Genomic DNA, 23,766 nt, shown 5'->3' with positions numbered 1-23,766 from the left:
TGTACACATAGTTTTGCCAATCTTGTATTATCCGCCGCCGGTCAGCTCAGAAGACCCTGGCGGACCCGTTCGCCGTGCTTAATAGCCGCGAACGATAGCGTGACGGAGAAAGAAAATGAAGTTTGTAGATGAAGCGACGATCCTTGCGGTCGCAGGAGATGGCGGTAATGGTTGCGTAAGCTTCCGCCGCGAAAAATACATTCCACGCGGTGGCCCGGATGGCGGCGACGGCGGTGACGGCGGTGACGTTTACCTGCTGGCGGATGAAAACCTCAATACCCTGATCGATTATCGCTTCGAGAAATCTTTCCGCGCCGAACGTGGCCAAAATGGTCAGAGCCGAGATTGCACCGGTAAACGCGGTAAGGACATCATTGTTAAAGTTCCGGTGGGTACACGTGTTATCGACCAGGGCACCGGTGAAACGCTGGGCGACATGACGCGCCACGAGCAGAAATTGATGGTCGCCAAAGGCGGCTGGCACGGTCTGGGCAACACCCGCTTTAAGTCTTCAGTTAACCGCAGTCCACGTCAGAAGACCATGGGCACGCCGGGCGAGAAACGCGACCTGCAGCTTGAGCTGATGCTGTTGGCTGATGTCGGTATGCTTGGCCTGCCGAATGCCGGTAAATCGACCTTCATTCGTTCCGTGTCTGCGGCTAAACCAAAAGTGGCGGATTATCCGTTTACCACTTTGGTGCCAAGCCTTGGCGTGGTGCGCATGGACAACGAAAAGAGCTTTGTCGTCGCTGATATTCCGGGCCTGATTGAAGGCGCTGCGGATGGTGCCGGTCTGGGTATTCGCTTCCTGAAGCACCTTGAGCGTTGCCGCGTACTGTTGCACCTGATCGACCTGGCGCCGATCGATGAATCCGACCCGGTAGAGAACGCCCGCATCATTCTGGGTGAACTGGAAAAATACAGCGAGAAGCTGTTCCAGAAGCCACGCTGGTTGGTGTTTAACAAATGTGACCTGCTGAGCCGTGAAGAAGCGGAAAGCCGCGCTAAAGCGGTTGTGGAAGCATTGGGCTGGGAAGAAAAGTACTATCTTATTTCTGCGGCCAGCCACGATGGCGTGAAAGATCTTTGCTGGGACGTGATGACCTTTATCATTGAGAACCCGAAAGAAGCCGAAGAAGAAGCGAAAGAACCGGAGAAAGTGGCCTTCATGTGGGATGACTATCACCGTGAAGCCATGGAAACCGCGCAAGAAGTGGAAGAAGATGACGATTGGGATGACGACTGGGATGAAGAGGACGACGAAGGCGTCGAAATCATTTACCAGCGTTAATCGCAAAAGAGAAAGCGGCCAATTGGCCGCTTTTTTTATGGCTGCTGAGTGCCAGTTTTGACATCAAGGTGAGAAGGCTTTATCCGTGCAAGATTCAGCAGCCGGGCTTCCCTTGTGAGATTGAGACGTTGAGGGTTACCCCAGCACCGCCACTGTTAATCTCGACGTACAGCACAGCTGATCGCGTCCATTGCGAATCTCAATTTCCCAGCTCTGATTGCGTGCGCCAAGGTGCAGAGGGCGGCAGATACCGCGCACTTCACCGCTGCTGACCGCGCGATGGTGGCTGGCGCTCACCTCGATGCCTACCACGCTTTTACCTTCTTCCACACTCAGATAACCCGCAATCGATCCCATCGATTCTGCCAGGACCACTGAAGCGCCGCCGTGCAACAGGCCAAACGGCTGTTGTGTACGGGCATCTACCGGCATAGTGGCTTCAAGATAATCGTCCCCTACGACGGTGAAGACGATGCCTACATGAGCCACTAGTGAGTTTTCGCCGATCTTATTTAAGCTTGCAAGATCAAACGCGCGTTTCCAGATTGTCATATCAAGACCCCAGCGTTGCGCCACCGTCGACCACAATATCCTGCAGCACAACGTGACTGGCAAGATCCGAGGCCAGGAACAGGACGTTGTTCACGATCTCTTGTGGCTTAGCGATCTTACGCAGTGGGATCCCCAACTTATACTGATCCTGGAAGCCATTGATCATCTCTTGTTCCGCTTCCGGGGTATGCCACAAGCTGCGTTGCATATCGGTGTCAGTGGAACCCGGTGAGACGATGTTACAGCGCACACCCAGCGGAGCCATTTCCAGCCCAACGGTGAGGCACAGGCTGCGCAGTGCTGCTTTAGACGCGCCGTAAGCCGACATACCCAGGCGAGGTGCATGTGCTGCGTTAGACGCGATAGTGACGATGGCCCCCGCACGCTGCTTGCGAAACACCGGCAGCGTCTGCTGGAACATATTGAAAGCGCCGCCCGCGTTCACGGCCAGACAGGCTTGCCAGTCCTCAAAAGCTAACTCTTCGGTGCTGCCGATACGCAGAATGCCCGCGCCATTCACCAGCACGTCAAGGCGTGGCTGCTCAGCCAACAGACCCTGGCAGACCGCTTTCACTTGTGCGGCATTGGCCACATCCAGTGGTTGCGTGATGAACGGGTAATCTGCCTGATCAAAACGCAGATCAAAGCCGATGACCTGCGCCCCAGCCTGATGAAATGCCAGTGCGGTGTGGTAGCCAATACCTTTGCCAGCGCCCGTTACCCAGACAATTTTTCCGCTGAAATCGAACGAAGCACTCATTTGGTTGGCACCCGTGACAACAGCGCCCACCAGCCATCAATGCTGGGATTTTTTGCCAGGCTCACAAAATCGATATCGTTATGCACCTGACGCCAGCGCGCTGCCAGCGCCATAACGCGTACGGAATCAAGACCATAATCGATCAGGTTCTCATCATCTTCCGGCACGTCGTCATCTTCCAGCAAGGGGAGGATCAGCGCACGCAGATCGTCTTTGCTCAGCGGAAGTGGCATCAGATCGGCGGTCATTACTACTTTACCGCTGCGGCCCGCGGTGTAGGTCAGTGCCATCATGTGTTCTTCACGGCTGAAGTCAGCCAAGGCGTCAGCCACCATAAACGGCTGAATGTTACGCATGAAGGCATCGGTTGCGGTCGTCAGGCAGCCGATATGAGCATAAACGCCGGTGATAATCAGCTGGTCGCGGCCCATCTCCTGCAAAATGGATTCCAGCGGCGAACGCACGAAGGCACTGTAACGCCATTTGGTCAGGACCTGATCATCTTGATCCGGAGCCAGCGCATCAACGATCTTCTGCTGATCCGGGTGCTTGTTCAGGCCCGGTCCCCACATGTCGTTGAGCAAGGCACGATCGGCATCACTCTGTTCATTCGGCTGCGCGGTATAGAACACGGGAATACCCTGCGCTTTGCAGTAGGCACGCAGACGCGCAATGTTCTCTACCACTTGGTCGATCAGCGGGCTGTTCTCACCCCAAAAATTAAGGAAGTAAGCCTGCATATCATGGATCAACAACGCAGCACGCTGTGGCTCAACGGCCCACTTCACTTTATTGGTCGGCAGCTCAGTGGCCGCAGGCAGCGCGTAGGAATTCAGTTTTGGAATAGCCATTACAATCTCCGGAACAGGTCAGGCTTGCGCTTGTTGATCGGCAAGCTGTTGGCGTAAACGTTTTTTATCCACCTTGCCAACGGGTGTCAGGGGCAGGGCATCTACGCAGGTAATACGATCGGGTAATTTAAACTCAGCGACGCCAAGTTCACGCAGGTGACGGCGAAGCGCCACGGCTTTGATCGGCTGGCTGGCAACGATAAAGGCACAGCTCTTTTCACCCATCAGTTCATCATTCATCGATACCAGTGCGGCGTGGATCACATCAGGATGGCGCTGTAGCAGGTTTTCGATCTCTTCCGCCGCGATCTTTTCGCCACCGCGGTTAATCTGATCTTTTTCACGACCCTGCACGGTGATGTAACCCTGCTCGTTGATCTCAATCAGATCGCCTGAGCAGTAAAACCGTCAGCGTCGAAGCTGGCGGCATTGTGCTCCGGGCTTTTATAGTAGCCGCGGAAGGTGTAAGGCCCACGCGTCATTAAACGACCTACACTGCCGCTGGGCAGCGCATTGCCGTGTTCATCGGCGACCCACACTTCGTCGTCTTCAGAAATCGGGCGGCCTTGCGTGGTCAGGATAGTTTTCTCATCATCGCCAAAGCGGGTGTAGTTCACCAATCCTTCAGCCATGCCAAACACCTGTTGCAGGCGGCAGCCAATTTCACTTTGAATACGTGCTGCCAGGGTTTCGCCTAGCTTGGCTCCGCCCACCTGAATGCGCTTCAGCGAAGCCAGCTGCTTATTGCTGCCCCATTCCTGAATCGCTTGTAACCACAGGCTGACGGCAGGAGGCACTAAGCCGGTATCAGTCACCTGATGCTTCTCAATCAACGGGAAGCAGAGTGTCGCGCTGGGATCGGCGGCAAGGATCACTTGGCCACCGGCATAGAACACCCCGAGTGAACCCGGTGAGCTCATGGCGAAATTATGCGGTGCGGGCAGAGCAATCAAATAACGCGTTTCGGCAGTGACTTCGCAAATATCGTCACTCGCACGAATACTGTAGTAGTAATCGTTATGCGTGCGTGGAATCAACTTAGGTGTGCCGGTGCTGCCGCCAGAGAGCTGGAAGAAAGCCACTTCATCGGCAGCGGTTGGCGTCGGTTGATAGTCACCCGCCGCTTCGGCCATCAGCGCTTCCAGCGTATTTTCCGGCTGGTTGTCATTGCGCAGAATGACCTGCTGCAGGGACGGTTGTGCCGCGCAAAGCGTGTTAATGAAGGTATCGTCGGCAAACAGTGCATGATGGCGATCGGCAATCAGCAGCTTCGGTTCAATCTGTGAAGCGTAGGCAGTCAGTTCGGTGCGCTGATGGCTGTGAAGCGCAAAAACTGAGGCGACGCCCAGCTTAAAGAGAGCGAAAACCGTGACGTAAAAATCGGCGACATTGCCCAGTTGGACCAATGCAGTATCGCCCTGTTGCAAACCACGACGCTGAAGCGCTGCTGCCAGATTCTCGGATAGCATGTCCAATTGGCGATAGCTGATCTGGCGATCGCCGTCGATGACCGCAATAGCATCATTTTCTTGATGACGAGCCAGGATATCGGTCATTGGCACATCGAGCCAATAGCCTTTTTCGCGGTAGCGCGTAGCGAAATCATCAGGCCAACGGTTATAGGGAATGCTCATGCTCTTTCCTTTATTGCAGTCCAAAAGCGCGCAACATGGTGTCCAACTTCACGCCAGTTTCACGCCATTCTGATTCAGGTTGGGAGTCAGCAACAATGCCCGCTCCCGCAAATAGTCGAACCCTGGCACCGTGTACCGTGCCGCAGCGAATCGTCACAACCCACTCGCCATTGCCTTCACTGTCACACCATCCGACGATGCCGCCAAAAAGTTGACGGTCAAACGGCTCTAGCTGCTGAATCAACTGCTGAGCAAGCTGGTGCGGGAAGCCGCTTAATGCGGGGGTCGGGTGCAGCAGGCAGGCCAGGGATAGCGCATTTTCACGCTCATCCTGCACTTGGCCATCGATTTGCGTCGCCAAATGCCACAGAGTTGCGGTCGTCATCAACGAAGGTACGGTTGGGACTGACAGCAGACGGCTACGCGGTTTTAGCGTGGCGCGCATCGCGTCGGTGACCAGCTTGTGCTCATGGCGATCTTTGTCAGAATCCATCAGCGTATTGCCTGCGGCACGATCTTGCTGACTATCGTCATGATGACGTCGCGCCGAGCCTGCCAGAGGGCAGGAGCTGAAATCGCGCCCTTGTTTACGCAGCATCAACTCAGGGCTGGCACCCACCAGTGCACCGCCTTGTGGCAGCGGCAGATGGAAGTGATAGCTATTAGGGTTCTGCGCGATCACGCGTTGCATCAGCGCTGCAGTATCCACCGGTTGATCGGTGGTGATATCCATCAGGCGTGAAAGCACGACTTTATCGAGGTCGCCACGCTGTGTGGCGGCAACGGCATCCGTCACCATTTGGGTAAAGACATCATGATCGGGCACGGCTGCGCGACGACGCACCTGCGGCATTTCACCGGATGCAGAGGGTAGCGCGTTTTGTAGATCGGCACGATTGAAGGTCTGATAGCTTTCAGGGATAAACAGCGCCGCTGGTTGGCTAACGTCGAACGGAATCGCGCCGACCAGAATCGGATTTTCAATGCCTTGTTGTTTCGCCGCCGCAAAGTGCTGACGTAACTGTTGTTGAAAATCCCCCTGTAACAAGGCGGCATCCGTCACGGGTGCAGTGATGGTGGTATAGCACCCTTGAGTTGCGAGGCTGCGCCACGGGGAAGTAAAAAGGAACCCACGGCATAACGAGGAAAAATCCTTTAAGAGGGCATTTTCAAACATGGATGATTCGACCATAATTTTCACCTATAAATGATAAGATTATTAATAATGATTATCATTTTTATTATGGCCCTGTAACCTACGTCGATCAGACAAAAGTGTCAATCCATTCGCGGGATTTACCGCATGTTTAGGCGTAATCGGAGAGTGACGATACGCCGCGTATTAAGCTAAAAGGCGGACCAAAACTTATGAATAAATGCGGTTTGTGGGGCCTAACGGTCCTGTTGTTCATTTTCCAGACTTTTACAAGTCTTGCGCAGGCTGAACAGGGTTGGCCGCGCACCGTTCAGGGGGCTAATGGTCCCCTGATCCTCAACAAAGCGCCGCAGCGCATTGTTTCCACCAGCGTTACCCTGACGGGCTCGCTACTGGCCATCGATGCGCCTGTCATCGCATCCGGCGCGACAGCACCTAACAGCCGCTTGGCTGACGATCAGGGCTTCTTCCGTCAGTGGGGCGACGTGGCGAAACAGCGTCATCTCAAACGCCTTTATATTGGTGAACCGAGTGCGGAGGCCGTTGCTGCCGAAGCGCCCGATCTGATTCTGGTCAGTGCAACCGGCAATGATTCAGCGATCAAGCTGGCCAGCCAACTCTCGGCCATCGCACCCACGCTGGTGGTCAATTACGATGACAAAAGCTGGCAGGACGTGGTGACGCTGCTCGGTCAGGCCACCGGCCATGAAACTCAGGCCGCCCAGCGAGTGAAAGCTTTTGACGATCGTGAAGCGGCGTTGAAGAAAGCCATCACGTTGCCGCCGCAGCCGGTTTCCGCCATGGTGTGGAATGGGGATGGGCGCGCGGTCAATGTGTGGACCGCGGAGTCAGCGCAAGGCAAGCTACTGCAACAGCTCGGTTTCACCCTCGCTGAACCTCCTGCTACTGTTCAACAGGGACACAGTATGGGGCAGCGTAAAGACATTATTCAGTTGTCGGGTGAGAACGTTGGCAGTGGTCTGACGGGTAAAACCTTCCTGCTGTTCGCCGGTGACGATAAAACAACGCAGTCGGTGCTTAATAATCCGTTCCTAGCGCAAAATGCGGCAGTGAAACAGCAGCAGGTCTTCCCGCTGGGCGTCGATTCGTTCCGACTGGATTACTACAGCGCCAGCAACCTGCTGGCGCGTCTGGAAAAACTGTTCGTTAAATCATGATGCCTGTTCCGCCAGCTCCGGTGCTGGCGGATGGTATCGACGCAGACGTCCCATCACCCACCACATCATTACGCCCAGCAGCGCTGCCGCAAAGCCAAATAGGGCGGCAGCCTGTGGTGGCAGTAACCATGAACCCATGGCACCAATCATCGCCGCCCCGATCGCATCGCCAGTGACGTTTTGCGCTGTCCATAACCCATTAATGCGTCCCAATAAATGGTCAGGCGTTAATAGCTGAATCATGGCGTACTGCACCAGACTGTTGATGGCACTGAAGTAACCAAAGGCAACCAAACACAGTAGCGCCAGCGGCAAGTTGGGCATCAAACTGAACAAGCCCAGTGCCACAAAAGCCGCAACCGCACTGCCCAGTACTAACTGTCCTGGTCGTGCGGCGTGCTTCAGTTTGCCGCTGGTAAAGGCGCCAATGGCGGCACCCAGCGGGACTGCTGCATACATCATACCGAGCTGATTTACCGTGACTGACCAGTGTGGTGCCAAGGCGGGGTAAAGTACCCGTACCGCACTGGCCAGTGTGACCAGAGCACCAATCAGCGCCACCATGCCGACAATCGGGCTTGCAAACAGGAACTGCACCCCGGCAGCGAGTGATTTCAGTGGATGTTCGCGCGGCTGCGGGGGTGGGGGAAGTTGTGGCAGTTTTAGCAGTGTCAGCACCGTTAATAGCGTACCGAATGCGGTCAGGCCGTAGTTCCACACGACGCCGCCGTGTGCAATCACCAGGCCCGCAATCGCCGGTGAGAGAATGGAACCAAAGCGTACCGTCAACATGGTGATGGCACCGGCCTGCATAATATTTTCGCGTCCTACCAACGCAGGAGTGGCCGCCAGCAGCGCCGTCACGCCTATCGCGCCAAAGAAACCGTCCCAGAATCCCAGCAGATAAACGGCAATCAATGACGGTTCAGGGAGTGCGGCGTTAATTGCCAAGGCAATAAAACCCAATCCGCAGGTAGAACGGGCAATCAGAATCAGCTTTTTACGTTCGTAGCGATCCGCTAACACGCCACCGGTTAGCAGACCGATAAACATACCTGATGCCGCCAGCGTTACCGCTAACCCCACCAAAAGCGGAGATTGTGTCATTTGCTGAATTTGTACCGGCACCGCGACGGCAAGCATACCTAACGCGACAATGGAGATGAAACGCGCGATAAACACGGCGCGAAATGCCGCGTGAGTTTTCAGCAGGGAGAGATCAATAAAGTGGGAGGATTTGTTCATTCGTTCGCCTTTTTGCACCAATTTTCCTCATCGTCCGCGAGGCCAGTCATGGTAACATAGGCAAACGCGAGTAATAACGATAACCATTATCAAATTGCGTTGCGCATGCGACGACGTTAAACAGTGAAGGTTTTGAACGATGCGCCAAATTCGTGCATTAGCAGGCTCAGGGATTCTGCTCGTGCTCCTCATCGCGCTCAGCTTAATGCTGGGGGCAAAATCAATACCCCTTTCCGATGTTTACCATTCTCTGACCTCCAGTTGCAGCAGCGCGGAGTGTGTGATTGTGCGCGATGCACGTTTGCCTCGCACTTTGGCAGGATTACTCGCTGGCGTTGCACTGGGTTTAGCAGGGGCTTTGATGCAAAGCCTGACACGCAACCCGTTGGCCGATCCCGGCATTCTTGGCGTCAATGCAGGTGCCGGATTTGCGGTGGTGATTGGCATTGCGCTGTTTGGTGCCGACTCCCCCCTCGACTGGCTCGGCTTTGCTTTTATCGGCGCATTGCTGGCATCACTGCTGGTGGCCATGACCGGTGCGATTGGCGGCGGACGCGTTAACCCGGTACGCCTGACGTTAGCGGGTGTGGCGCTCGGCGCGGTACTGGATGGCCTAACATCGGGCTTATCACTGCTCAACCCTGATATTTATGACCATCTGCGTTTCTGGCACAGCGGCTCGCTGGATATCCGTAACTTTACTGTTCTACGCACCCTGTTTCCGGCGGTGCTGGTGGGCAGCGTGGTGGCGATTTGCCTGTCGCAGGCGCTGAACAGTTTAAGCATGGGCGGCGATATGGCGACGGCGTTGGGCACGCGAGTCGCGCGGACGCAGCTGTTGGGATTGCTGGCCATCGCTCTGCTGTGTGGTGCCGCCACCGCTGCGGTGGGGCCGATTGCTTTTATTGGCTTGATGACGCCGCATTTTGCGCGCTGGCTGGTAGGCAACGATCATCGCTGGATGCTGCCTGCGACCGCATTGATTACACCTATATTGCTACTGGCGGCGGATATTCTTGGCCGCCTTCTGGTCGCAGGAGAATTGCGCGTTTCCATCGTGACGGCGATGTTGGGTGCGCCGGTACTGATTATCTTGGTACGTCGTAAACTTGGACGAGGTGCGCTATGACGCGCCGGGTAGGGTTACACACCACCTGGTTGCTGCTGTGTTGCTTACTGCTGGCGTATCTGGCAATGACGCGCGGTGCCTTGCCAATCGGGGCTGAGCAATTCTGGCAGATGCTAAGGGGCGAAGGCGCCGGTAACGTCAAATTGATCGTGCTGGAATGGCGACTCCCTCGCGTATTGATGGCGTTACTGATTGGCGCGGCCCTCGGCGTAAGTGGCGCTATTTTCCAGTCTCTGCTGCGCAATCCGTTGGGTAGCCCGGACATACTCGGTTTTAACACGGGCGCCTACAGTGGGGTGCTGGTGGCGTTGGTGCTGTTCAATCAAGGCATCGCCGCCATGACCGGTGCCGCGCTGATCGGTGGGATCGCCACTGCGGCGCTGGTGTACCTGTTCGCCTGGCGCAACGGCGTCGAAACCTTCCGTCTGATTATTGTCGGCATTAGCGTGCGTGCATTGCTGATGGCGTTGAATGCCTGGCTGATTATCAGCGCCTCGCTGGAGTCGGCGCTGAGCGCCGGTTTATGGAGTGCCGGCTCGCTAAACGGCATCACTTGGGCGAAAACGCCGCCGGTGATTGCGGTGTTGCTGTTGTCGCTGCTGGTGATGGCCTTGCTGACGCGACGGATGCGCCTGCTGGAGATGGGCGATGACACCGCCAGCGCGCTCGGTGTCCCGGTTGAACGCAGCCGCATGTGGCTGATGCTGATTGGCGTGGTGCTGACTGCCGCATCCACCGCGCTGGTGGGGCCGATCTCTTTTGTGGCGCTCTTGGCCCCGCAAATTGCCCGTCGGCTCGGTGGCGGAGAGAGAGGCGCATTGTTGCTGGCATCACTGTGTGGCGCACTGCTACTGATCGCCGCTGATTTTGCTGCACAGCATCTGTTCCTGCCTTATCAATTACCGGTTGGCGTGATCACTGTCAGCTTGGGTGGACTCTATTTGATTGCATTACTGGTGCGGGAGGCGCGACGCCAATGATCGATATTCCTTCACGTCTGTATGGCGAAAGCCTGACGCTTGGCTATGACAAAAAAATCGTGGCGGAGAATCTGTCAGTGGCGATCCCGGAAGGGGAGCTGACGGTGATTATCGGCCCGAACGCCTGTGGTAAATCCACCTTATTACGGACACTCAGCCGCCTCAACACGCCGCTAAAAGGTGAGGTGTATTTAGATGGCGAGGCCATTGCGCGCTATCCCACTAAAGAAGTGGCGCGGCGGCTTGGGCTGCTGCCCCAGAGTTCGAATGCGCCTGCTGGCATTAGCGTGTCGGAGTTGGTGGCGCGCGGGCGCTATCCTCACCAGGCACTGTTTGGTCGCTGGCGCGAGGAGGATGAAGAGGCGGTGCAGCAGGCGATGCGCGCGACGGGCGTGGCTGATTTGGCACAACAACTGGTCGATACCTTATCCGGTGGACAGCGTCAGCGAGTGTGGATAGCCATGGTGCTGGCACAGCAAACGCCGCTGTTGCTGCTGGATGAACCGACAACCTGGCTGGACATCACGCATCAGATTGAGTTGCTGGAACTGATGCAGGAATTGAACCAGCAGCATGGCCGCACGCTGGTGGTGGTATTGCACGACCTCAATCATGCCTGTCGTTATGCCACGCATTTGATTGCCATGCGTCACGGCAAGATTATCGCAGAGGGCAAGCCAGCAGAGATCGTGACGCCCGCGTTGATTGAGCAGGTGTATGGTTTACGCTGTGTGATTGTCGAAGATCCAGTGGCGCATACGCCGATGATCGTGCCGCTGGGGCGAGGAAGATAATACCCAGGGCTGCATAAATGGCAGGGCGGCATAAATGCTGCCCCTACGGCGGGGTAAGGTGCGCATTGATGCGCACCGGGTATGTTTTAACCCAATATCCGCTGCAACAGCGGCCCAATCTGTTCAAACATCTGCGGTGAAATGATCTCCACGTGAGCACAATCCATCGGCCACACCTCTAACTCACCCACGTAGGGTGCCCAGGCATCCCGTGCATCCTGGCCTGGCTGCTGCGTCTGTTCCGCCAGGAACAGGGTAGCACGCCCCTTAAAGCGAGCGCTGCGTGCCGTCGCCAGCAGGCGCACTGAACTGGCGTAGTTAGCTTCGATGGTATCGAACATCGCTCGCATCTCTTCACCGGCCTGATGGCGCTGCGCGGCAATAAACTGTTCGCGTTCACGATTGACCTCTTCGAGCACCGCCGGATCTAATACGTTCTCACCGCGCTTCTCGTCCCAGTTTTGTGTCTCGGGTGGCCAGGTATCGAGCAAGCCGAGGAAGGCAACCTCTTCTCCTGCCGCTTCAAGCCGTGCAGCGATGCCTTGTGCCAGCGTGCCGCCCAGTGAATAGCCGAGGAAATAATAAGGCCCATGCGGTTGTGCCTCACGCAGCGTGCGCAGATGCGCCTCGCATACCTCATCGAGATGCGCGCTCTGGTTCAGTGGGCTGTCGGTGCCTGGAGACTGGATGCCAACCAGCGACCAGCGCGGCGCGAGGTAGCGTTGCAGGATGCTGAACTGCCAGGCAAAGCCGGATGCCGGATGGAAGCAGAACAGCGTTGGCCCCGCGCCTTGACGCAGTGGCAGCACCGCTTCAAAACCGGCTTGTTGATGTGATTGTGTATCACTGAGCAGCCGAGCCAGTTTTTCCACCGTTGAGGCCACCATAATTTGCCCCACCGAAACCGGTTGTTGCAGTTCACGACGCAACTGCGCCGCTAAACGCATCGCCAGCAACGAGTGTCCACCGAGGGCGAAGAAGTCATCCTGCGCACGGATGTGCTCGCGATCCAGCAGTTGGCAGAAAGCCTGTGCCAACTGGGTTTCCAGCCCTGCATGCGGTTCACGGCCCACGCTGTCAGCGGCGTTTTGCGGCAGAGGCAGGGCTTTACGATCTAATTTACCGTTGCTGCTGAGTGGGAAAGCTTCAAGCTGCACAATCGCCACCGGCACCATGTGCGCAGGCAGGCGCTGTGCCAGTGCTTCACGCAGCGCTTCGCCATCCACCGGATGCGCTGCAATCACATAACCCACCAGTTGCCGCGCATCCCCGCCTTGCGTCGCGGCGTTGCCCAGCACCACAGCATGGGTGACAGCCTGTTCAATGCCTGGCTGATCACTTAATACATGATCGATTTCGTTAAGCTCGATGCGTTGACCACGAATTTTTAGCTGATCGTCGCTGCGGCCAAGATATTCCACGGCGCCGTTATCCAGCCAGCGTGCGACATCACCGGTCAGATACATACGCTCGCCCGGGACAAAAGGATCAGGAATGAAGCGGCTGGCGGTCAGTTCTGGACGACCCAGATAGCCATGCGCCAACTGTACGCCCGTGAGATAAAGGTCGCCCGCCACACCGGGTGGTACGGGCTGCATGCGTGCATCAAGAATACGCAATCCTGTGTTCCACACTGGGAAACCAATCGGCACGCTAGGCCCCTCGACGGCTGCCAGTGCCTCACCAAAGGCGGGATACCAGCTGACATCCACAGCGGCTTCGGTCGGGCCATACAGGTTATGCAGAGGAGCGTGCGTCAGTGTTTCCCATTCACGCGACAGGTCGGTGGGGAGGGCTTCACCGCTGCAAAACACGTTGCGCAGGCTGGCGCAGCAAGCGATGGCTTGCGGGTTATCAAGGGCCGCGATAAAGGCCGCCAGCATCGAGGGTACGAAATGCGTGGTGGTCACTTTGTAGCGGGCAAACAGCTGTTGCAGTGCTTCAGGATCGCGGTGCGCCTCCGGCGGTGCCATCACCAACTGCGCGCCAACAAGCAGCGGCCAGAAGAATTCCCATACTGACACATCGAAACTGCTCGGGGTTTTCTGCAGAACCACATCATCGGCTTGCAGCGGATAGCGATCCTGCATCCACAGCAGGCGGTTCACAATCGCTTCATGGCCCACCAATACGCCTTTCGGCCGTCCCGTTGAGCCAGAGGTGTAGATGATGTAAGCCGCATCCTGCGGCGTCGGTGCGCTAGCCGGTGCAGGTGCATCCAGGCGCGTGTAAAGCGCATCAAAATGCAGTTGATTCACTTGGGCGATAGCGCTGAAGCGGGCGCGCAGATCTGACGAGGTTATCAGCGTTTTCGGCGTGGCATCTTCCAACATCAGCTGTAGACGTTCATCGGGATAACTGGTATCCAGCGGTAGGTAAGCCGCACCGAGCGAAACGATCGCCTGTAACGCCAGCGAAAGCTGAACTGAACGCGGTAAAGCCACCGCCACGATATCACCGCGCTGTACGCCTGCGGCAGTGAGATCGGCCGCCAGCGCGAAGACTTGCTGCTGCATGTCGTGATAGCTGAGTTGATGCGTAGCATCGATCAGGGCGGGCGCGTCTGGCGTACGTTCAACCTGCTTTGCCAGCAGTGAAGCCAGTGTTTCAACCGGAACGGGATGTGCCGTCTGATTGATACGGGCGATCTGTTCATGTTCATCCGCGGTCAGCAGATCGAGTTCACCCAGCGGGCGCAGGGGTTGTGCCGCGAGCTGATTGAGCAGCAAAGCAAAACGGCTGGCGTGGCGCAGCAAGGTTGATTCGCTATAGCGCTCCGCATTGGCCAGCAGCTCCAGCGTCACCTCACCCTGTTCGCTCAGGTAGATTGCGATCTCCAGATCGCGCACTGGCCCCGAAGCCAGCTGATGGGTAATACCCTCCACGCCGGCAAAATCGAGCTGATAATCAAACATCTTCAGGTTGATCACCGGACCATACAGCGGGTCGCCATCGCCGAGACGGCCCAAATCGCGCTGTACCTGTTCTGCATCATAACGCTGGTGGCGGCGCATTTTCTTCACTTCACCTGCCAGTTGCGCGGCAAGCGCGGCGATCGGCTGGGCGGGATCGTAATGCACGGCCATCGGCAGCACATTGATCACCGGACCGGTGGCGCACAGCGCGGCGGAACCGATGCGGCGCATAAAGATAAATCCAGCGGCGAAGTCATTCTGTCCACTGAGACGAGCCAGCCACAATGCCACCAAGGCAAAAGCCAAATCGGCTGCGCTGGATTGCGGGTGCTGGTGAGTTAACGCCTGGAAAGTGCTGTGATCGAGCGTCACGCTATGGCGCAGCAGATCGGTACTGGCGCTTTGTCCGGCAAGAGGCAGCGGTGACAGGGAAGCCGGCGAGGGCAGTGCCGCGCCTTTTTCGCGCCAGAATTCACGATCGCGCGTAAACGAAGCGGATTCCTGATAGCGCTGATACTCTTCCACCACCTCGCTAAACGGGATAAACGGCGTGGGTTCAGCGTCCTGTTGCTGCACTGCCGCCGTGTAGAGATTGGCGATACGGCGAGTAATGGCGGTAAAGCTAAAGCCATCGACCACCAAATGGTGATAACGCTGATACCAGAACCAGTGTTGATCGCCAATGCGATACAGCGTGTGATGCCATAATTTAGCACCGCTCAACACGCGCAGATCGCCGTTCATGTCTGCACGCATCAACGCACGCGCCTTGGCGGCAGCATCCGCTTCATCGCGCAGGTCCACTATCTGGGGGGCGCTAAACGTTTGTGGCTGTGCCCACTGCAGGGCTTCTCCCTCGACTTCGCCAAACGCCATGTTTAAGGTGTCGGCTTCCTGCATTCCCGCCACAATCGCTTGTGCCAGCAACGCACTGTTAATGGTGCCACGTAGCTCCACAAAATGGGCCACGGCATAGGCATTGTGGTGCTGGGTCAGCTGGTCGGCAATCCAGATGCCGGGCTGCGCCGCTACCAGCGGCAAGGTATGTTGGTCGGTCATAGTATTGTTCATCAGAGATTCAGACATCGTTGCTCCGGTTTGCGTCCTGCGTGATGAAATTAAGTCGGATTGCGCCACAGGGCTTGCAGACCGTCGAGCAGACCACCGCGCCAGCACAGCGCGTCATGGCCGCCCTCAACCGGTTGGTAATTAACCTGATAACCGGCCGCGGTAAGTTGTTGTTGTAATTGTTGATTAGCTTGCAGAATCAAGCCTTCACGTTTTCCGGCCTCTAGCCAAAAACGCAGCGGCTGTTTGGGTGCTAAGCCGCTATCCAGCGCCTGCAACAGCCAACCGTGCGGATTACCACGCTCTGGCCACCAGAAGGATCCCGAGAGGCTAAGCGCGTTACCGAAAGTTTGCGGGAAATGCAGCGCAGCGAACACCGAAGCCAGACCACCAAAGCTTTGCCCGGCCACCAATGTGCTGCTGGCCTGTTGGTGATAGGGAGCCCATTCCGCCACTTGTGGCAGTAACTCCTGCTGAACCGCCTGCCAAAACTGTGGGTTGCAGGGCAGTTCCCGGCTACGGTGCTCACGGTCAATGATGTCGATAAACAGATAGACCGCAGCGGGCAATTTCTTCGCGTCAGTGAGGTGCTGCAACGGCCCGGCAATCGGCATTTGATTGGCCCAAAATTGTCCGTCCAGCAGGATGGCCAGCGGGCGTTGTGCCGCATCAGACTCACCTGTGGTGTAAATCCACACTTTGCGGCTATTGCCTAATAGTTCGCTATCCCACTGATATTGCTGCAAAGCGATGGCGGGTGCAGTGCCATCGTCAACGGATTGCCAGATTTGCTGATTGGGGGCCTGTGGCAGATGCAGCGGCGATACGCCCATGCCGCGTCCGCCCGCCCAGCCGCGCAGTTTATTGAGTGGGTCGGCCTTGGCCGTAGGGAATTTGTCACGCCACCACTGACGCAGTGCGTACATGTCGGCTTCACCCGAGAAATCGGTGGCTTGTTCATCGGGCATCAGACAGTAGCTGCCGCGCCAGTTGGCAGGAAGCGACGTTTGCCAGTACCACACATCGGTGCCTGTTACGCGCACCAAGGATTGCGGTGGACGCTTCTGGTGATGATCGGTCACGCCGGTAATGTTGATCCACACCCGCTGCGTGCTTGAGGTACTTTCACTGCCTTGCGGGTCCCGCCAGAAGAAGGTGACCAGACAGGTGCCATCCGGTTGGACATCTACGCGTGGAATACCTTGAGATTGTTGCTCCTGCCACCAGGCTTCGTTACCGGTCACATCATTTCGCCAGGTCATAGGGGCTGCCAGTCACTGTGTAGGGAAAGATTTACATAAGATTAATATTTAATACTATTGATAACTATTTGCATTTGCAATAGGGTGTTTCCGCTCAAAAAGAGCGCGCGCGTTCCGCCTGACTCTTTCCTTTTTGGAAAGTTATGCAACGGATGGCACTGTCAGGTCTGGAACTCAGCGTACAAGGACAGGGATATTCTCACCGGCTCGCCAGTCAAGAATCCAACGGCATTTTTCGCTGGCCATCCAGGAATGAAAACAATGACGCGTTATTCACGATTATCATTAGCTATTTTGATTGAACTGGGGCTTAGCGCCTCACTGCTCTCCGGCAGCGCCTGGGCAGCAGACACTTCCAGCAAGACGACCAGCAGCCAATCTTCACCCGACGCCGAATCCATGAACGGCGGTACGTTAATGGTGACCGCCCAGCAGCAAAACCTGCAGGCACCCGGCGTGTCTACCATCACCGCAGACGAAATTAAAAAGCATCCTCCTGCGCGCGATGTCTCGGAAATCATTCGAACCATGCCAGGCGTCAACCTCACTGGCAACTCAACCAGCGGCCAGCGCGGTAACAATCGTCAGATTGATATTCGCGGCATGGGCCCGGAGAATACCCTGATCATGGTGGACGGCATGCCGATCACCAGCCGCAATTCAGTGCGTTTAGGTTGGCGTGGCGAGCGTGATACGCGCGGTGACACCAACTGGGTACCGCCGGAGATGATCGAACGCATCGACGTGATTCGTGGCCCGGCAGCGGTACGCTACGGTAACGGCGCGGCGGGTGGGGTGGTGAATATTATCACCAAGAAATACACCGACCAGCAGTGGCACGGCTCGTGGAACACCTACTTAAATGCTCCGGAACATAAATCGGAAGGTTCCACAAAACGCACCAACTTCAGCCTTGAAGGCCCATTGGGTGATGATGTTAACTTCCGTTTGTACGGTGGCTTAGCCAAAACCCAGGCGGACGCTTACGACATCAACGATGGCCACGCAGCGGCACGTACCGGTACTTATGCGGGCAGCTATCCGTCTGGACGTGAAGGTTCAGTTAACAAAGATATCAATGCGTTGTTGAGCTGGGCGTTTGCTCCGATGCAAACCCTGGAACTGCAGGCCGGTTATAGCCGTCAGGGCAACCTGTACGCAGGCGATACGCAGAACACCAACACCAGTGCGCTGGTGAAAAGCCTCTATGGTGATGAAACTAACCGCCTGTATCGTCAGAACATCTCGTTGAAATGGACCGGTGCCTGGGATAACGGTGTCAGCACCAATACCTACGCGCGTTATGAGAAAACCCGTAACAGCCGTATCAACGAAGGTCTGGCGGGCGGTACCGAAGGTATCTTCTCTAACGATGGTTTCAACACCATTCAGTTAGACGATATTTTGCTGCACAGCGAAGTCAGTATTCCTTTCGAATGGCTGATTAATCAGACGGCAACGCTGGGTACCGAATGGAACCAGCAGAGCATGAAGGATCCCTCTTCAACCACCCAGGCTGCGAGCTACGGTGATGTGCCAGGCGTGTCGAATACTGGCCGCAGCCCGTATTCAAAGGCGGAAATCTTCTCGCTGTTCGCTGAAGACAACATGGAGCTGACCGACAGCACCATGCTGACGCCAAGCCTGCGTTTCGATCACCACTCGATTGTGGGCAACAACTGGAGCCCGTCTCTGAACCTGTCGCAAGGTTTGGGTGATGACTTCACGCTGAAGATGGGCGCGGGCCTGGCGTATAAAGCGCCAAGCTTGTACCAGACCAACCCGAACTACCTGCTGTACAGCAACGGTCAGGGTTGTGCTGCCAGTACTGGTGCCTGCTATTTGCAGGGTAACCCGGACCTGAAAGCCGAAAACAGTTTCAACAAAGAGATTGGGCTAGAGTGGAAACATGAAGGTTATCAGGCGGGTCTGACTTGGTTCCGTAACGATTATCGTAACAAGATCGAAGCGGGTTATGCAGCAGTCGGTAAAGCCTCGAATGGCACCACGGATATCTATAAGTGGGAAAACGTACCGAAAGCGGTGGTGGAAGGGCTGGAAGGTACGGTTAACGTACCGTTCTCTGATAGCGTAATGTGGAACAACAACTTCACTTACATGCTGCAGAGTAAGAACAAGGAAACCGGCGATCGTCTGTCGATCATCCCGGAATACACCTTGAACTCCACGCTGAGCTGGCAGGCAACGCAGGACCTGTCGCTGCAAACCACTCTGACTTGGTACGGCACGCAGACACCGAAAAAGTATGACTACAAAGGTCAGCCTGTTACGGGAAGCGCGGCCGATAAAGTCAGTCCTTACTCCATCATTGGCCTGAGCGGCACTTACGATGTGAATAAGTACGCCAGCGTGACCTTGGGTATCGACAACCTGTTTGATAAGCGTCACTTCCGTGAAGGTAATGCGCAAACCACCGGTAACGCCACCACGGGCGCTTATCTCTACGGTGCGGGTGCCAATACTTATAACGAATCAGGTCGTACTTACTACATGAGCCTCAACACCCACTTCTAAAGCAGCTGTTGCGGTAAATAGCAGCGGGCAATCAGCCCGCTGCTATCTGAACGGTTTATCAGCTCCAGCCTGCCACGATGCATCTGCACAATGCGCAGCACAATGTTCAAACCCAATCCACTGCCACCGTAACGCTGATCGCGTCGACGGAACGCTTGGGTTAATTCTTCCGCTGCATCGGCCTCAATGCCTGGCCCCTGATCCCACACTTCGATGATCACCTGCTGTTTGTCTTGCTGCATATTTACTCTCACTTCACTCCCTTCCGGGCTATAACGTGAGGCATTCTCAAGCAAATTGCGCAGCATTAGGCGTAGCAGTACGGCTTCGCCTTGCTGCGGGATGTCTTTGTTATGTGGCCAGTGCAGCGTTTGCTGGCGTTGTTCGTAAAGTTCGGCCATTTCCGGCTCTAGCGGCTGCATGATGTCTTTCTGCCACAACAGTTGTTGATAGTGGCCACCCGCCAGCGCTTGGCCTGCACGCGACAGCATCAGCAATTGCTCAACGGTATGCATCAATTGATCGATGCGCTCAATCAGCATCTCGCTCTGCGGCACGCTTTGCTGGTGCAATAGCTCCAGATGCAGGCGCAGTCCTGCCAAAGGCGTACGCAACTCGTGCGCCGCATCGGCCGTAAATAAACGTTCCTGCTGTAGCGTGTGATCGAGACGGGATAAGAGCTGATTGATGGAGGATGTGACGGCGACGATCTCATCCATTTCGGAATAGACCGGCAGCGGGGTGAGATTGTCGGCAGAGCGGTGTGCCAGGCTATCTTGCAGCGAACGCAGTGGGCGAATAATCCAGTTGATCGCCCAGAATGAGAGTAGCAGCGTCAGCGCTATCATCACTAACGAGGGCAGCAGCAGCGACGCAATCGCTTCGCGGATCTCATTTTCGACGCGGTCATTACGCGCTTGGGCCGAAAGGGTTTCATTAACCAGGAAACTGATCTGTTCGCGGCTTTCATGCCACAGCCAGATGGCGCTCATCACCTGGCAGGTGAGGAGAATCAGCGCCAGCATTATCAGTAACCGCTGACGCATGCTATTCATTCGCGTAATTCCAGACGGTAGCCCACGCCGCGCACGGTTTTGATGCGATCTTTCCCGAGCTTGCGACGCAGATTGTGGATGTGAACTTCCAGGGTGTTGGATCCGGGATCGTCATTCCAACTATAGAGATCCTGCTGTAACGTTTCACGATGGACGTTCTGACCGACACGCATCAACAGACGCGTTAGCAGTGCGAACTCTTTCGGCGTGATTTCCAGCGGACGTTCCTCAAGCAATACCTGTTGCGTACTCAAATTCAGTGTGAGATCGCCCTGCTGCAGCAAGTTGTCACTGTGTCCCTGAAAACGACGGATCAAGGCACGCACACGCGCCTGCAGTTCCACCAGCGCAAAAGGTTTCACCAGATAATCATCGGCGCCTGCATCCAAGCCATCGACGCGATCTTCTAATGCATCACGTGCTGTGAGGATCAGCACCGGCACGTTGATGCCATCACGTCGCCACTGGCGTAGCAGCGTCGCGCCATCACGATCCGGCAGTCCGAGATCCAACACGATCAGACTGTATTGGCCGCTACGCAAAAATGCGTTGCTCTCTGCGGCCGTGCTGGCGCAATCGATGGCATAACCTTGTGCACTGAGGGCCTGAGCCAGGCCCGACTGTAACAGCGCATCATCTTCAACAATCAGCAGTTTCATTAGTTGTTTTTGTTGATATCCGAGTAGAGGCGGCTCTCAAAGCGTACCAGAGGGATACGCCGTGTTTTTTGATCTTCAGGCGGTACGGCATAGCCAGAAAGATATTGCACAAAGGCCACGCGCGCGCCGCTGGAGGTGGTGATGAATCCTGCCAGATTATAGACGCCCTGCAGTGAACCGGTTTTGGCCGATACTTTGCCATCCAGTCCCGCTTCGTGCAGACCACCACGATATTGCAGTGTGCCATCATAACCAGCCAGCGGCAGCATCGAAATATAGTCCAACGTCGAATCATTTTTAGCAATGTATTGCAGCACCTGCATCATGGTATCCGGCGCGATCAAATCATGGCGCGACAAGCCAGATCCATCGACCTGAATGCTGTTACCCAGATCAACACCGGCTTTTTCACGCAGAATACGGCGTACGGCATCAGAACCGGCGCGGAACGTGCCTGGCACATTGAAATAGTGATGGCCAATGGTGCGGAACACGGTATCTGCAATCATGTTGTCTGATTTCTTCAACATGGTGTGCAACAGATTATGCAGCGGCGCGGATTGCGTTGAGGCGAGTACGGTGCCAGGTGGCGTCACTTGCGTCTGACGTACTAAGTGCCCGCTGTAGTCGATATCGGCGGCACGCAGTTCGGCTTTCAGGATTTCACCGGCCCACGCTGCACCATCTTGCACGGCAAAGGCCAGCGGCAGCGGTTCAGCGCGCTGGCGCATGCAGCCCGTCAACGTGTAACGGTTCAGTTCGCCCGGCACGACATCCAGTTCGCAATATTGTCCATCACCACTGTTACGGCCAATGGTGCGTACCTGGCTAAACATATGCGCCGGATAATAGGAAGCGATGCGTACAAAGGCGTTTTCGCCCGGCGTATTGGCGCTGTAAAGCGAGACGGAGAAACAGTTTTTATCAACAATAGCCGCGCCTGGCGGGGCACTGAAGCACTGCGTCATATCGTTCCACGGCCATCCTGGCGCAGCGTCGTGGCTGGCGAACACCGAGGTGTCGATCACCAAATTGCCCTTGATGTGCGTGATGCCCTGCTTTTTCAGCGCCGCAACCATGTTGCGCAAATCCTGACGGCTCAGCGTCGGATCGCCACCAAAGCGTGCCACCAAATCACCGTTAAGTGTGCCATCGCTGACCGCACCTTTGGTTTCCATGGTGGTCTGGAATCGGAAATCAGGACCGAGTTCCAGTAAAGCCGCCAGCGCAGTCACGACTTTCATCGTACTGGCCGGCAATGCCATCTGTTTGCCGTGATAGTCGATTATCGGGGTTGATGCGCCCACTTTTTGTACCAACAGCGCCAGGTTTGCGCCGTCTGGCAAATACTGCATGTATTCTTCAACGGGGGCTGCTTGTGCCTGCAGCATAAACGCACAGGTTAATCCGGTAACAAGTCGTGAAAATCGCATAATCTCGCGGTAACTGACGGGTGAAGGCGTCAATACTACGTCCCGAGGCGGTGCAAAGTAAACGATGACCCACAGGGAACTCTGGGGTAAAATACGTATCAAAATGCAAAACCGAACCTGACCCGGAAAGCTTTCCGGGTCAGGATTCTTTTGCTTGTGAAAAGAGGTAACGCGCCGCAGAAGCTATTTTCTGCTGTCACCGGTCAGGATGACGCCGTTAACCAGGATAGATGACGAGGAGCCAAAATGAATCAGATTCCGATGACGTTGAAAGGCGCTGAGAGCCTGCGTGAAGAGCTGAACGAACTGAAAACCGTGAAGCGTCCGCGCATCATCGCCTCTATCGCCGAAGCCCGTGAGCACGGCGATCTGAAAGAGAATGCCGAGTACCACGCTGCCCGCGAAGAGCAGGGTTTTTGTGAAGGGCGTATTCAAGAGATTGAAGCCAAACTCTCTAACGCTCAGGTGATTGATATCACTTCGATGCCAAAGACCGGACGCGTTATTTTTGGTGCCACCGTGACCATTTTGAATGTGGATACTGACGAAGAATTCACTTACCGCATTGTGGGTGATGACGAGGCCGACTTTAAGCTGAATCTGATTTCTGTGAACTCACCCATGGCGCGTGGTTTGATTGGAAAAGAAGCGGATGACGTCGCGATTGTGAAGACACCGGGCGGCGATGTGGAATATGAAGTGTTAAAGGTGGAATACCTTTAAGATATTGCTACGCTTTGAAATGTATAGCCGCACATTGTAAAGAAAGGAAAAAGGCCGCATAGCGGCCTTTTATCCCATGCAGGAGCATGGCACTTTCTCTGCCCGTCATGGCAGCCTTTACGGCTTATTAACGTGGCAGAGTAATTTTGCGCTCTTTTGCAGGGCGATACAGCACCAGCGTGTTGCCGATGACCTGTACGTTACAAGCTTTTGTTTCACGTACGATTGCGTCAACGATCAGCTGCTTGGTTTCACGATCTTCCGAGGCAATTTTCACCTTGATCAATTCGTGATGCTCGAGCGCCAGTTCGATTTCGGCGAGCACGCCTTCGGTCAAGCCATTACCGCCCAGCATAACAACGGGCTTAAGTGGATGGGCAAGGCCTTTCAGGTGCTGTTTTTGTTTGGTACTCAGATTCATCGTATTTTTTACTTACTCAGGGATTGAAAACGGTTCATTCTACCGCCATCTCGGGTATATCGCCAAATCAACGCGACCGATTGCGTACTGATTTATCGCTACGATGAAGATTTAATTGGAAAAAT

18 protein-coding genes and 1 pseudogene are annotated in these 23,766 nt (G+C 55.6%); 7 read left to right on the top strand and 12 right to left on the bottom strand.

What is annotated here, in order from left to right; all coding sequences use genetic code 11:
* Window positions 1–115 precede the first annotated feature (115 nt).
* On the top strand, window positions 116–1,291 hold the full coding sequence (gene cgtA, locus HA51_RS09545) for an Obg family GTPase CgtA (protein ID WP_084934300.1): 1,176 nt from the start codon (window positions 116–118) through the stop codon (window positions 1,289–1,291).
* A gap of 135 nt (window positions 1,292–1,426) precedes the next feature.
* Here the strand turns inward: cgtA and HA51_RS09540 are convergent, their stop codons facing one another.
* The 5 genes and pseudogenes from HA51_RS09540 to HA51_RS09520 all read right to left on the bottom strand — a co-directional run bounded on the left by HA51_RS09540 (window position 1,427) and on the right by HA51_RS09520 (window position 6,280).
* Window positions 1,427–1,843, bottom strand: a complete 417-nt coding sequence (locus tag HA51_RS09540; protein WP_084934299.1) for a hotdog fold thioesterase — start codon at window positions 1,841–1,843, stop codon at window positions 1,427–1,429.
* 1 nt (window position 1,844) lies between these two features.
* On the bottom strand, window positions 1,845–2,603 hold the full coding sequence (gene dhbA / locus HA51_RS09535; protein WP_084934298.1) for a 2,3-dihydro-2,3-dihydroxybenzoate dehydrogenase: 759 nt from the start codon (window positions 2,601–2,603) through the stop codon (window positions 1,845–1,847).
* Window positions 2,600–3,454, bottom strand: a complete 855-nt coding sequence (locus HA51_RS09530; RefSeq protein ID WP_084934297.1) for an isochorismatase family protein — start codon at window positions 3,452–3,454, stop codon at window positions 2,600–2,602. Before HA51_RS09530 ends, dhbA begins: the two co-directional genes overlap by 4 nt.
* Window positions 3,455–3,472: 18 nt before the next feature.
* Window positions 3,473–5,088, bottom strand: a pseudogene (locus HA51_RS09525) ((2,3-dihydroxybenzoyl)adenylate synthase).
* Window positions 5,089–5,098: 10 nt separating this feature from the next.
* Window positions 5,099–6,280, bottom strand: coding sequence for an isochorismate synthase (locus HA51_RS09520; RefSeq protein ID WP_084934296.1), 1,182 nt, complete (start codon window positions 6,278–6,280; stop codon window positions 5,099–5,101).
* Between the two features lie 176 nt (window positions 6,281–6,456).
* On the opposite strand from HA51_RS09520, the gene fepB reads away from it, so the two are divergent.
* Window positions 6,457–7,422 (top strand): Fe2+-enterobactin ABC transporter substrate-binding protein, encoded by a 966-nt coding sequence (fepB, locus tag HA51_RS09515; protein WP_084934295.1) that lies wholly within the window; start codon window positions 6,457–6,459, stop codon window positions 7,420–7,422.
* Here fepB and entS read toward each other — a convergent pair.
* Window positions 7,417–8,667, bottom strand: a complete 1,251-nt coding sequence (entS, locus tag HA51_RS09510; protein WP_084934294.1) for an enterobactin transporter EntS — start codon at window positions 8,665–8,667, stop codon at window positions 7,417–7,419. The two genes, fepB and entS, sit on opposite strands and share 6 nt — an antisense overlap.
* Window positions 8,668–8,806: 139 nt before the next feature.
* Between entS and fepD the strand changes: the two genes are divergently transcribed.
* From fepD to HA51_RS09495, 3 genes are read left to right on the top strand one after another with little or no spacing between them, the layout of a single operon-like run.
* A complete protein-coding gene (gene fepD / locus HA51_RS09505; protein WP_084934293.1) occupies window positions 8,807–9,796 on the top strand; it encodes a Fe(3+)-siderophore ABC transporter permease in 990 nt (329 codons plus the stop codon).
* Window positions 9,793–10,776 carry an iron-enterobactin ABC transporter permease gene (gene fepG, locus HA51_RS09500; RefSeq protein ID WP_084934292.1) on the top strand — a complete coding sequence of 328 codons (984 nt, stop codon included), beginning with the start codon at window positions 9,793–9,795 and terminating at the stop codon, window positions 10,774–10,776. Before fepD ends, fepG begins: the two co-directional genes overlap by 4 nt.
* Window positions 10,773–11,570: an ATP-binding cassette domain-containing protein gene (locus tag HA51_RS09495; RefSeq protein ID WP_084934291.1), complete on the top strand. Its 798-nt coding sequence runs from the start codon at window positions 10,773–10,775 to the stop codon at window positions 11,568–11,570. The genes fepG and HA51_RS09495 overlap by 4 nt, the downstream gene beginning before the upstream one ends.
* An 86-nt stretch (window positions 11,571–11,656) precedes the next feature.
* On the opposite strand, the gene HA51_RS09490 is transcribed toward HA51_RS09495, so the two are convergent.
* Both HA51_RS09490 and fes read right to left on the bottom strand, forming a co-directional pair.
* On the bottom strand, window positions 11,657–15,571 hold the full coding sequence (locus HA51_RS09490; RefSeq protein WP_084934290.1) for an enterobactin synthase subunit F: 3,915 nt from the start codon (window positions 15,569–15,571) through the stop codon (window positions 11,657–11,659).
* A gap of 32 nt (window positions 15,572–15,603) precedes the next feature.
* Window positions 15,604–16,815 carry an enterochelin esterase gene (gene fes / locus HA51_RS09485; protein WP_084934289.1) on the bottom strand — a complete coding sequence of 404 codons (1,212 nt, stop codon included), beginning with the start codon at window positions 16,813–16,815 and terminating at the stop codon, window positions 15,604–15,606.
* A gap of 261 nt (window positions 16,816–17,076) precedes the next feature.
* On the opposite strand from fes, the gene HA51_RS09480 reads away from it, so the two are divergent.
* Window positions 17,077–19,350, top strand: coding sequence for a TonB-dependent siderophore receptor (locus HA51_RS09480; protein WP_084934288.1), 2,274 nt, complete (start codon window positions 17,077–17,079; stop codon window positions 19,348–19,350).
* Here the strand turns inward: HA51_RS09480 and pmrB are convergent.
* From pmrB to dacB, 3 genes are read right to left on the bottom strand one after another with little or no spacing between them, the layout of a single operon-like run.
* Complete coding sequence (gene pmrB / locus HA51_RS09475) at window positions 19,347–20,405, bottom strand: two-component system sensor histidine kinase PmrB (protein ID WP_084934287.1); 1,059 nt, start codon at window positions 20,403–20,405, stop codon at window positions 19,347–19,349. The two genes, HA51_RS09480 and pmrB, sit on opposite strands and share 4 nt — an antisense overlap.
* Window positions 20,402–21,064: a two-component system response regulator PmrA gene (pmrA, locus tag HA51_RS09470; protein WP_084934286.1), complete on the bottom strand. Its 663-nt coding sequence runs from the start codon at window positions 21,062–21,064 to the stop codon at window positions 20,402–20,404. Before pmrA ends, pmrB begins: the two co-directional genes overlap by 4 nt.
* A complete protein-coding gene (gene dacB, locus HA51_RS09465; RefSeq protein WP_084934385.1) occupies window positions 21,064–22,497 on the bottom strand; it encodes a serine-type D-Ala-D-Ala carboxypeptidase in 1,434 nt (477 codons plus the stop codon). The genes pmrA and dacB overlap by 1 nt, the downstream gene beginning before the upstream one ends.
* A 246-nt stretch (window positions 22,498–22,743) precedes the next feature.
* Here dacB and greA point away from each other — a divergent pair, with 246 nt between their 5' ends.
* Window positions 22,744–23,220 (top strand): transcription elongation factor GreA, encoded by a 477-nt coding sequence (greA, locus tag HA51_RS09460; protein ID WP_084934285.1) that lies wholly within the window; start codon window positions 22,744–22,746, stop codon window positions 23,218–23,220.
* A 127-nt stretch (window positions 23,221–23,347) separates the two neighbouring features.
* On the opposite strand, the gene yhbY is transcribed toward greA, so the two are convergent.
* On the bottom strand, window positions 23,348–23,641 hold the full coding sequence (gene yhbY / locus HA51_RS09455; protein WP_034826542.1) for a ribosome assembly RNA-binding protein YhbY: 294 nt from the start codon (window positions 23,639–23,641) through the stop codon (window positions 23,348–23,350).
* Window positions 23,642–23,766: the final 125 nt, after the last annotated feature.

Source organism: Pantoea rwandensis, from assembly GCF_002095475.1.
GTDB classification, from domain to species: domain Bacteria; phylum Pseudomonadota; class Gammaproteobacteria; order Enterobacterales; family Enterobacteriaceae; genus Pantoea; species Pantoea rwandensis.
This window is presented reverse-complemented; position numbering and strand designations above follow the sequence as displayed.

Coding starts and splice junctions, on each gene's coding strand:
- cgtA (WP_084934300.1), top strand. CDS start 116: ATGAAGTTTGTAGATGAAGCGACGATCCTTGCGGTCGCAGGAGATGGC.
- HA51_RS09540 (WP_084934299.1), bottom strand. CDS start 1,843: ATGACAATCTGGAAACGCGCGTTTGATCTTGCAAGCTTAAATAAGATC.
- dhbA (WP_084934298.1), bottom strand. CDS start 2,603: ATGAGTGCTTCGTTCGATTTCAGCGGAAAAATTGTCTGGGTAACGGGC.
- HA51_RS09530 (WP_084934297.1), bottom strand. CDS start 3,454: ATGGCTATTCCAAAACTGAATTCCTACGCGCTGCCTGCGGCCACTGAG.
- HA51_RS09520 (WP_084934296.1), bottom strand. CDS start 6,280: ATGGTCGAATCATCCATGTTTGAAAATGCCCTCTTAAAGGATTTTTCC.
- fepB (WP_084934295.1), top strand. CDS start 6,457: ATGAATAAATGCGGTTTGTGGGGCCTAACGGTCCTGTTGTTCATTTTC.
- entS (WP_084934294.1), bottom strand. CDS start 8,667: ATGAACAAATCCTCCCACTTTATTGATCTCTCCCTGCTGAAAACTCAC.
- fepD (WP_084934293.1), top strand. CDS start 8,807: ATGCGCCAAATTCGTGCATTAGCAGGCTCAGGGATTCTGCTCGTGCTC.
- fepG (WP_084934292.1), top strand. CDS start 9,793: ATGACGCGCCGGGTAGGGTTACACACCACCTGGTTGCTGCTGTGTTGC.
- HA51_RS09495 (WP_084934291.1), top strand. CDS start 10,773: ATGATCGATATTCCTTCACGTCTGTATGGCGAAAGCCTGACGCTTGGC.
- HA51_RS09490 (WP_084934290.1), bottom strand. CDS start 15,571: ATGTCTGAATCTCTGATGAACAATACTATGACCGACCAACATACCTTG.
- fes (WP_084934289.1), bottom strand. CDS start 16,815: ATGACCTGGCGAAATGATGTGACCGGTAACGAAGCCTGGTGGCAGGAG.
- HA51_RS09480 (WP_084934288.1), top strand. CDS start 17,077: ATGACGCGTTATTCACGATTATCATTAGCTATTTTGATTGAACTGGGG.
- pmrB (WP_084934287.1), bottom strand. CDS start 20,405: ATGAATAGCATGCGTCAGCGGTTACTGATAATGCTGGCGCTGATTCTC.
- pmrA (WP_084934286.1), bottom strand. CDS start 21,064: ATGAAACTGCTGATTGTTGAAGATGATGCGCTGTTACAGTCGGGCCTG.
- dacB (WP_084934385.1), bottom strand. CDS start 22,497: ATGCGATTTTCACGACTTGTTACCGGATTAACCTGTGCGTTTATGCTG.
- greA (WP_084934285.1), top strand. CDS start 22,744: ATGAATCAGATTCCGATGACGTTGAAAGGCGCTGAGAGCCTGCGTGAA.
- yhbY (WP_034826542.1), bottom strand. CDS start 23,641: ATGAATCTGAGTACCAAACAAAAACAGCACCTGAAAGGCCTTGCCCAT.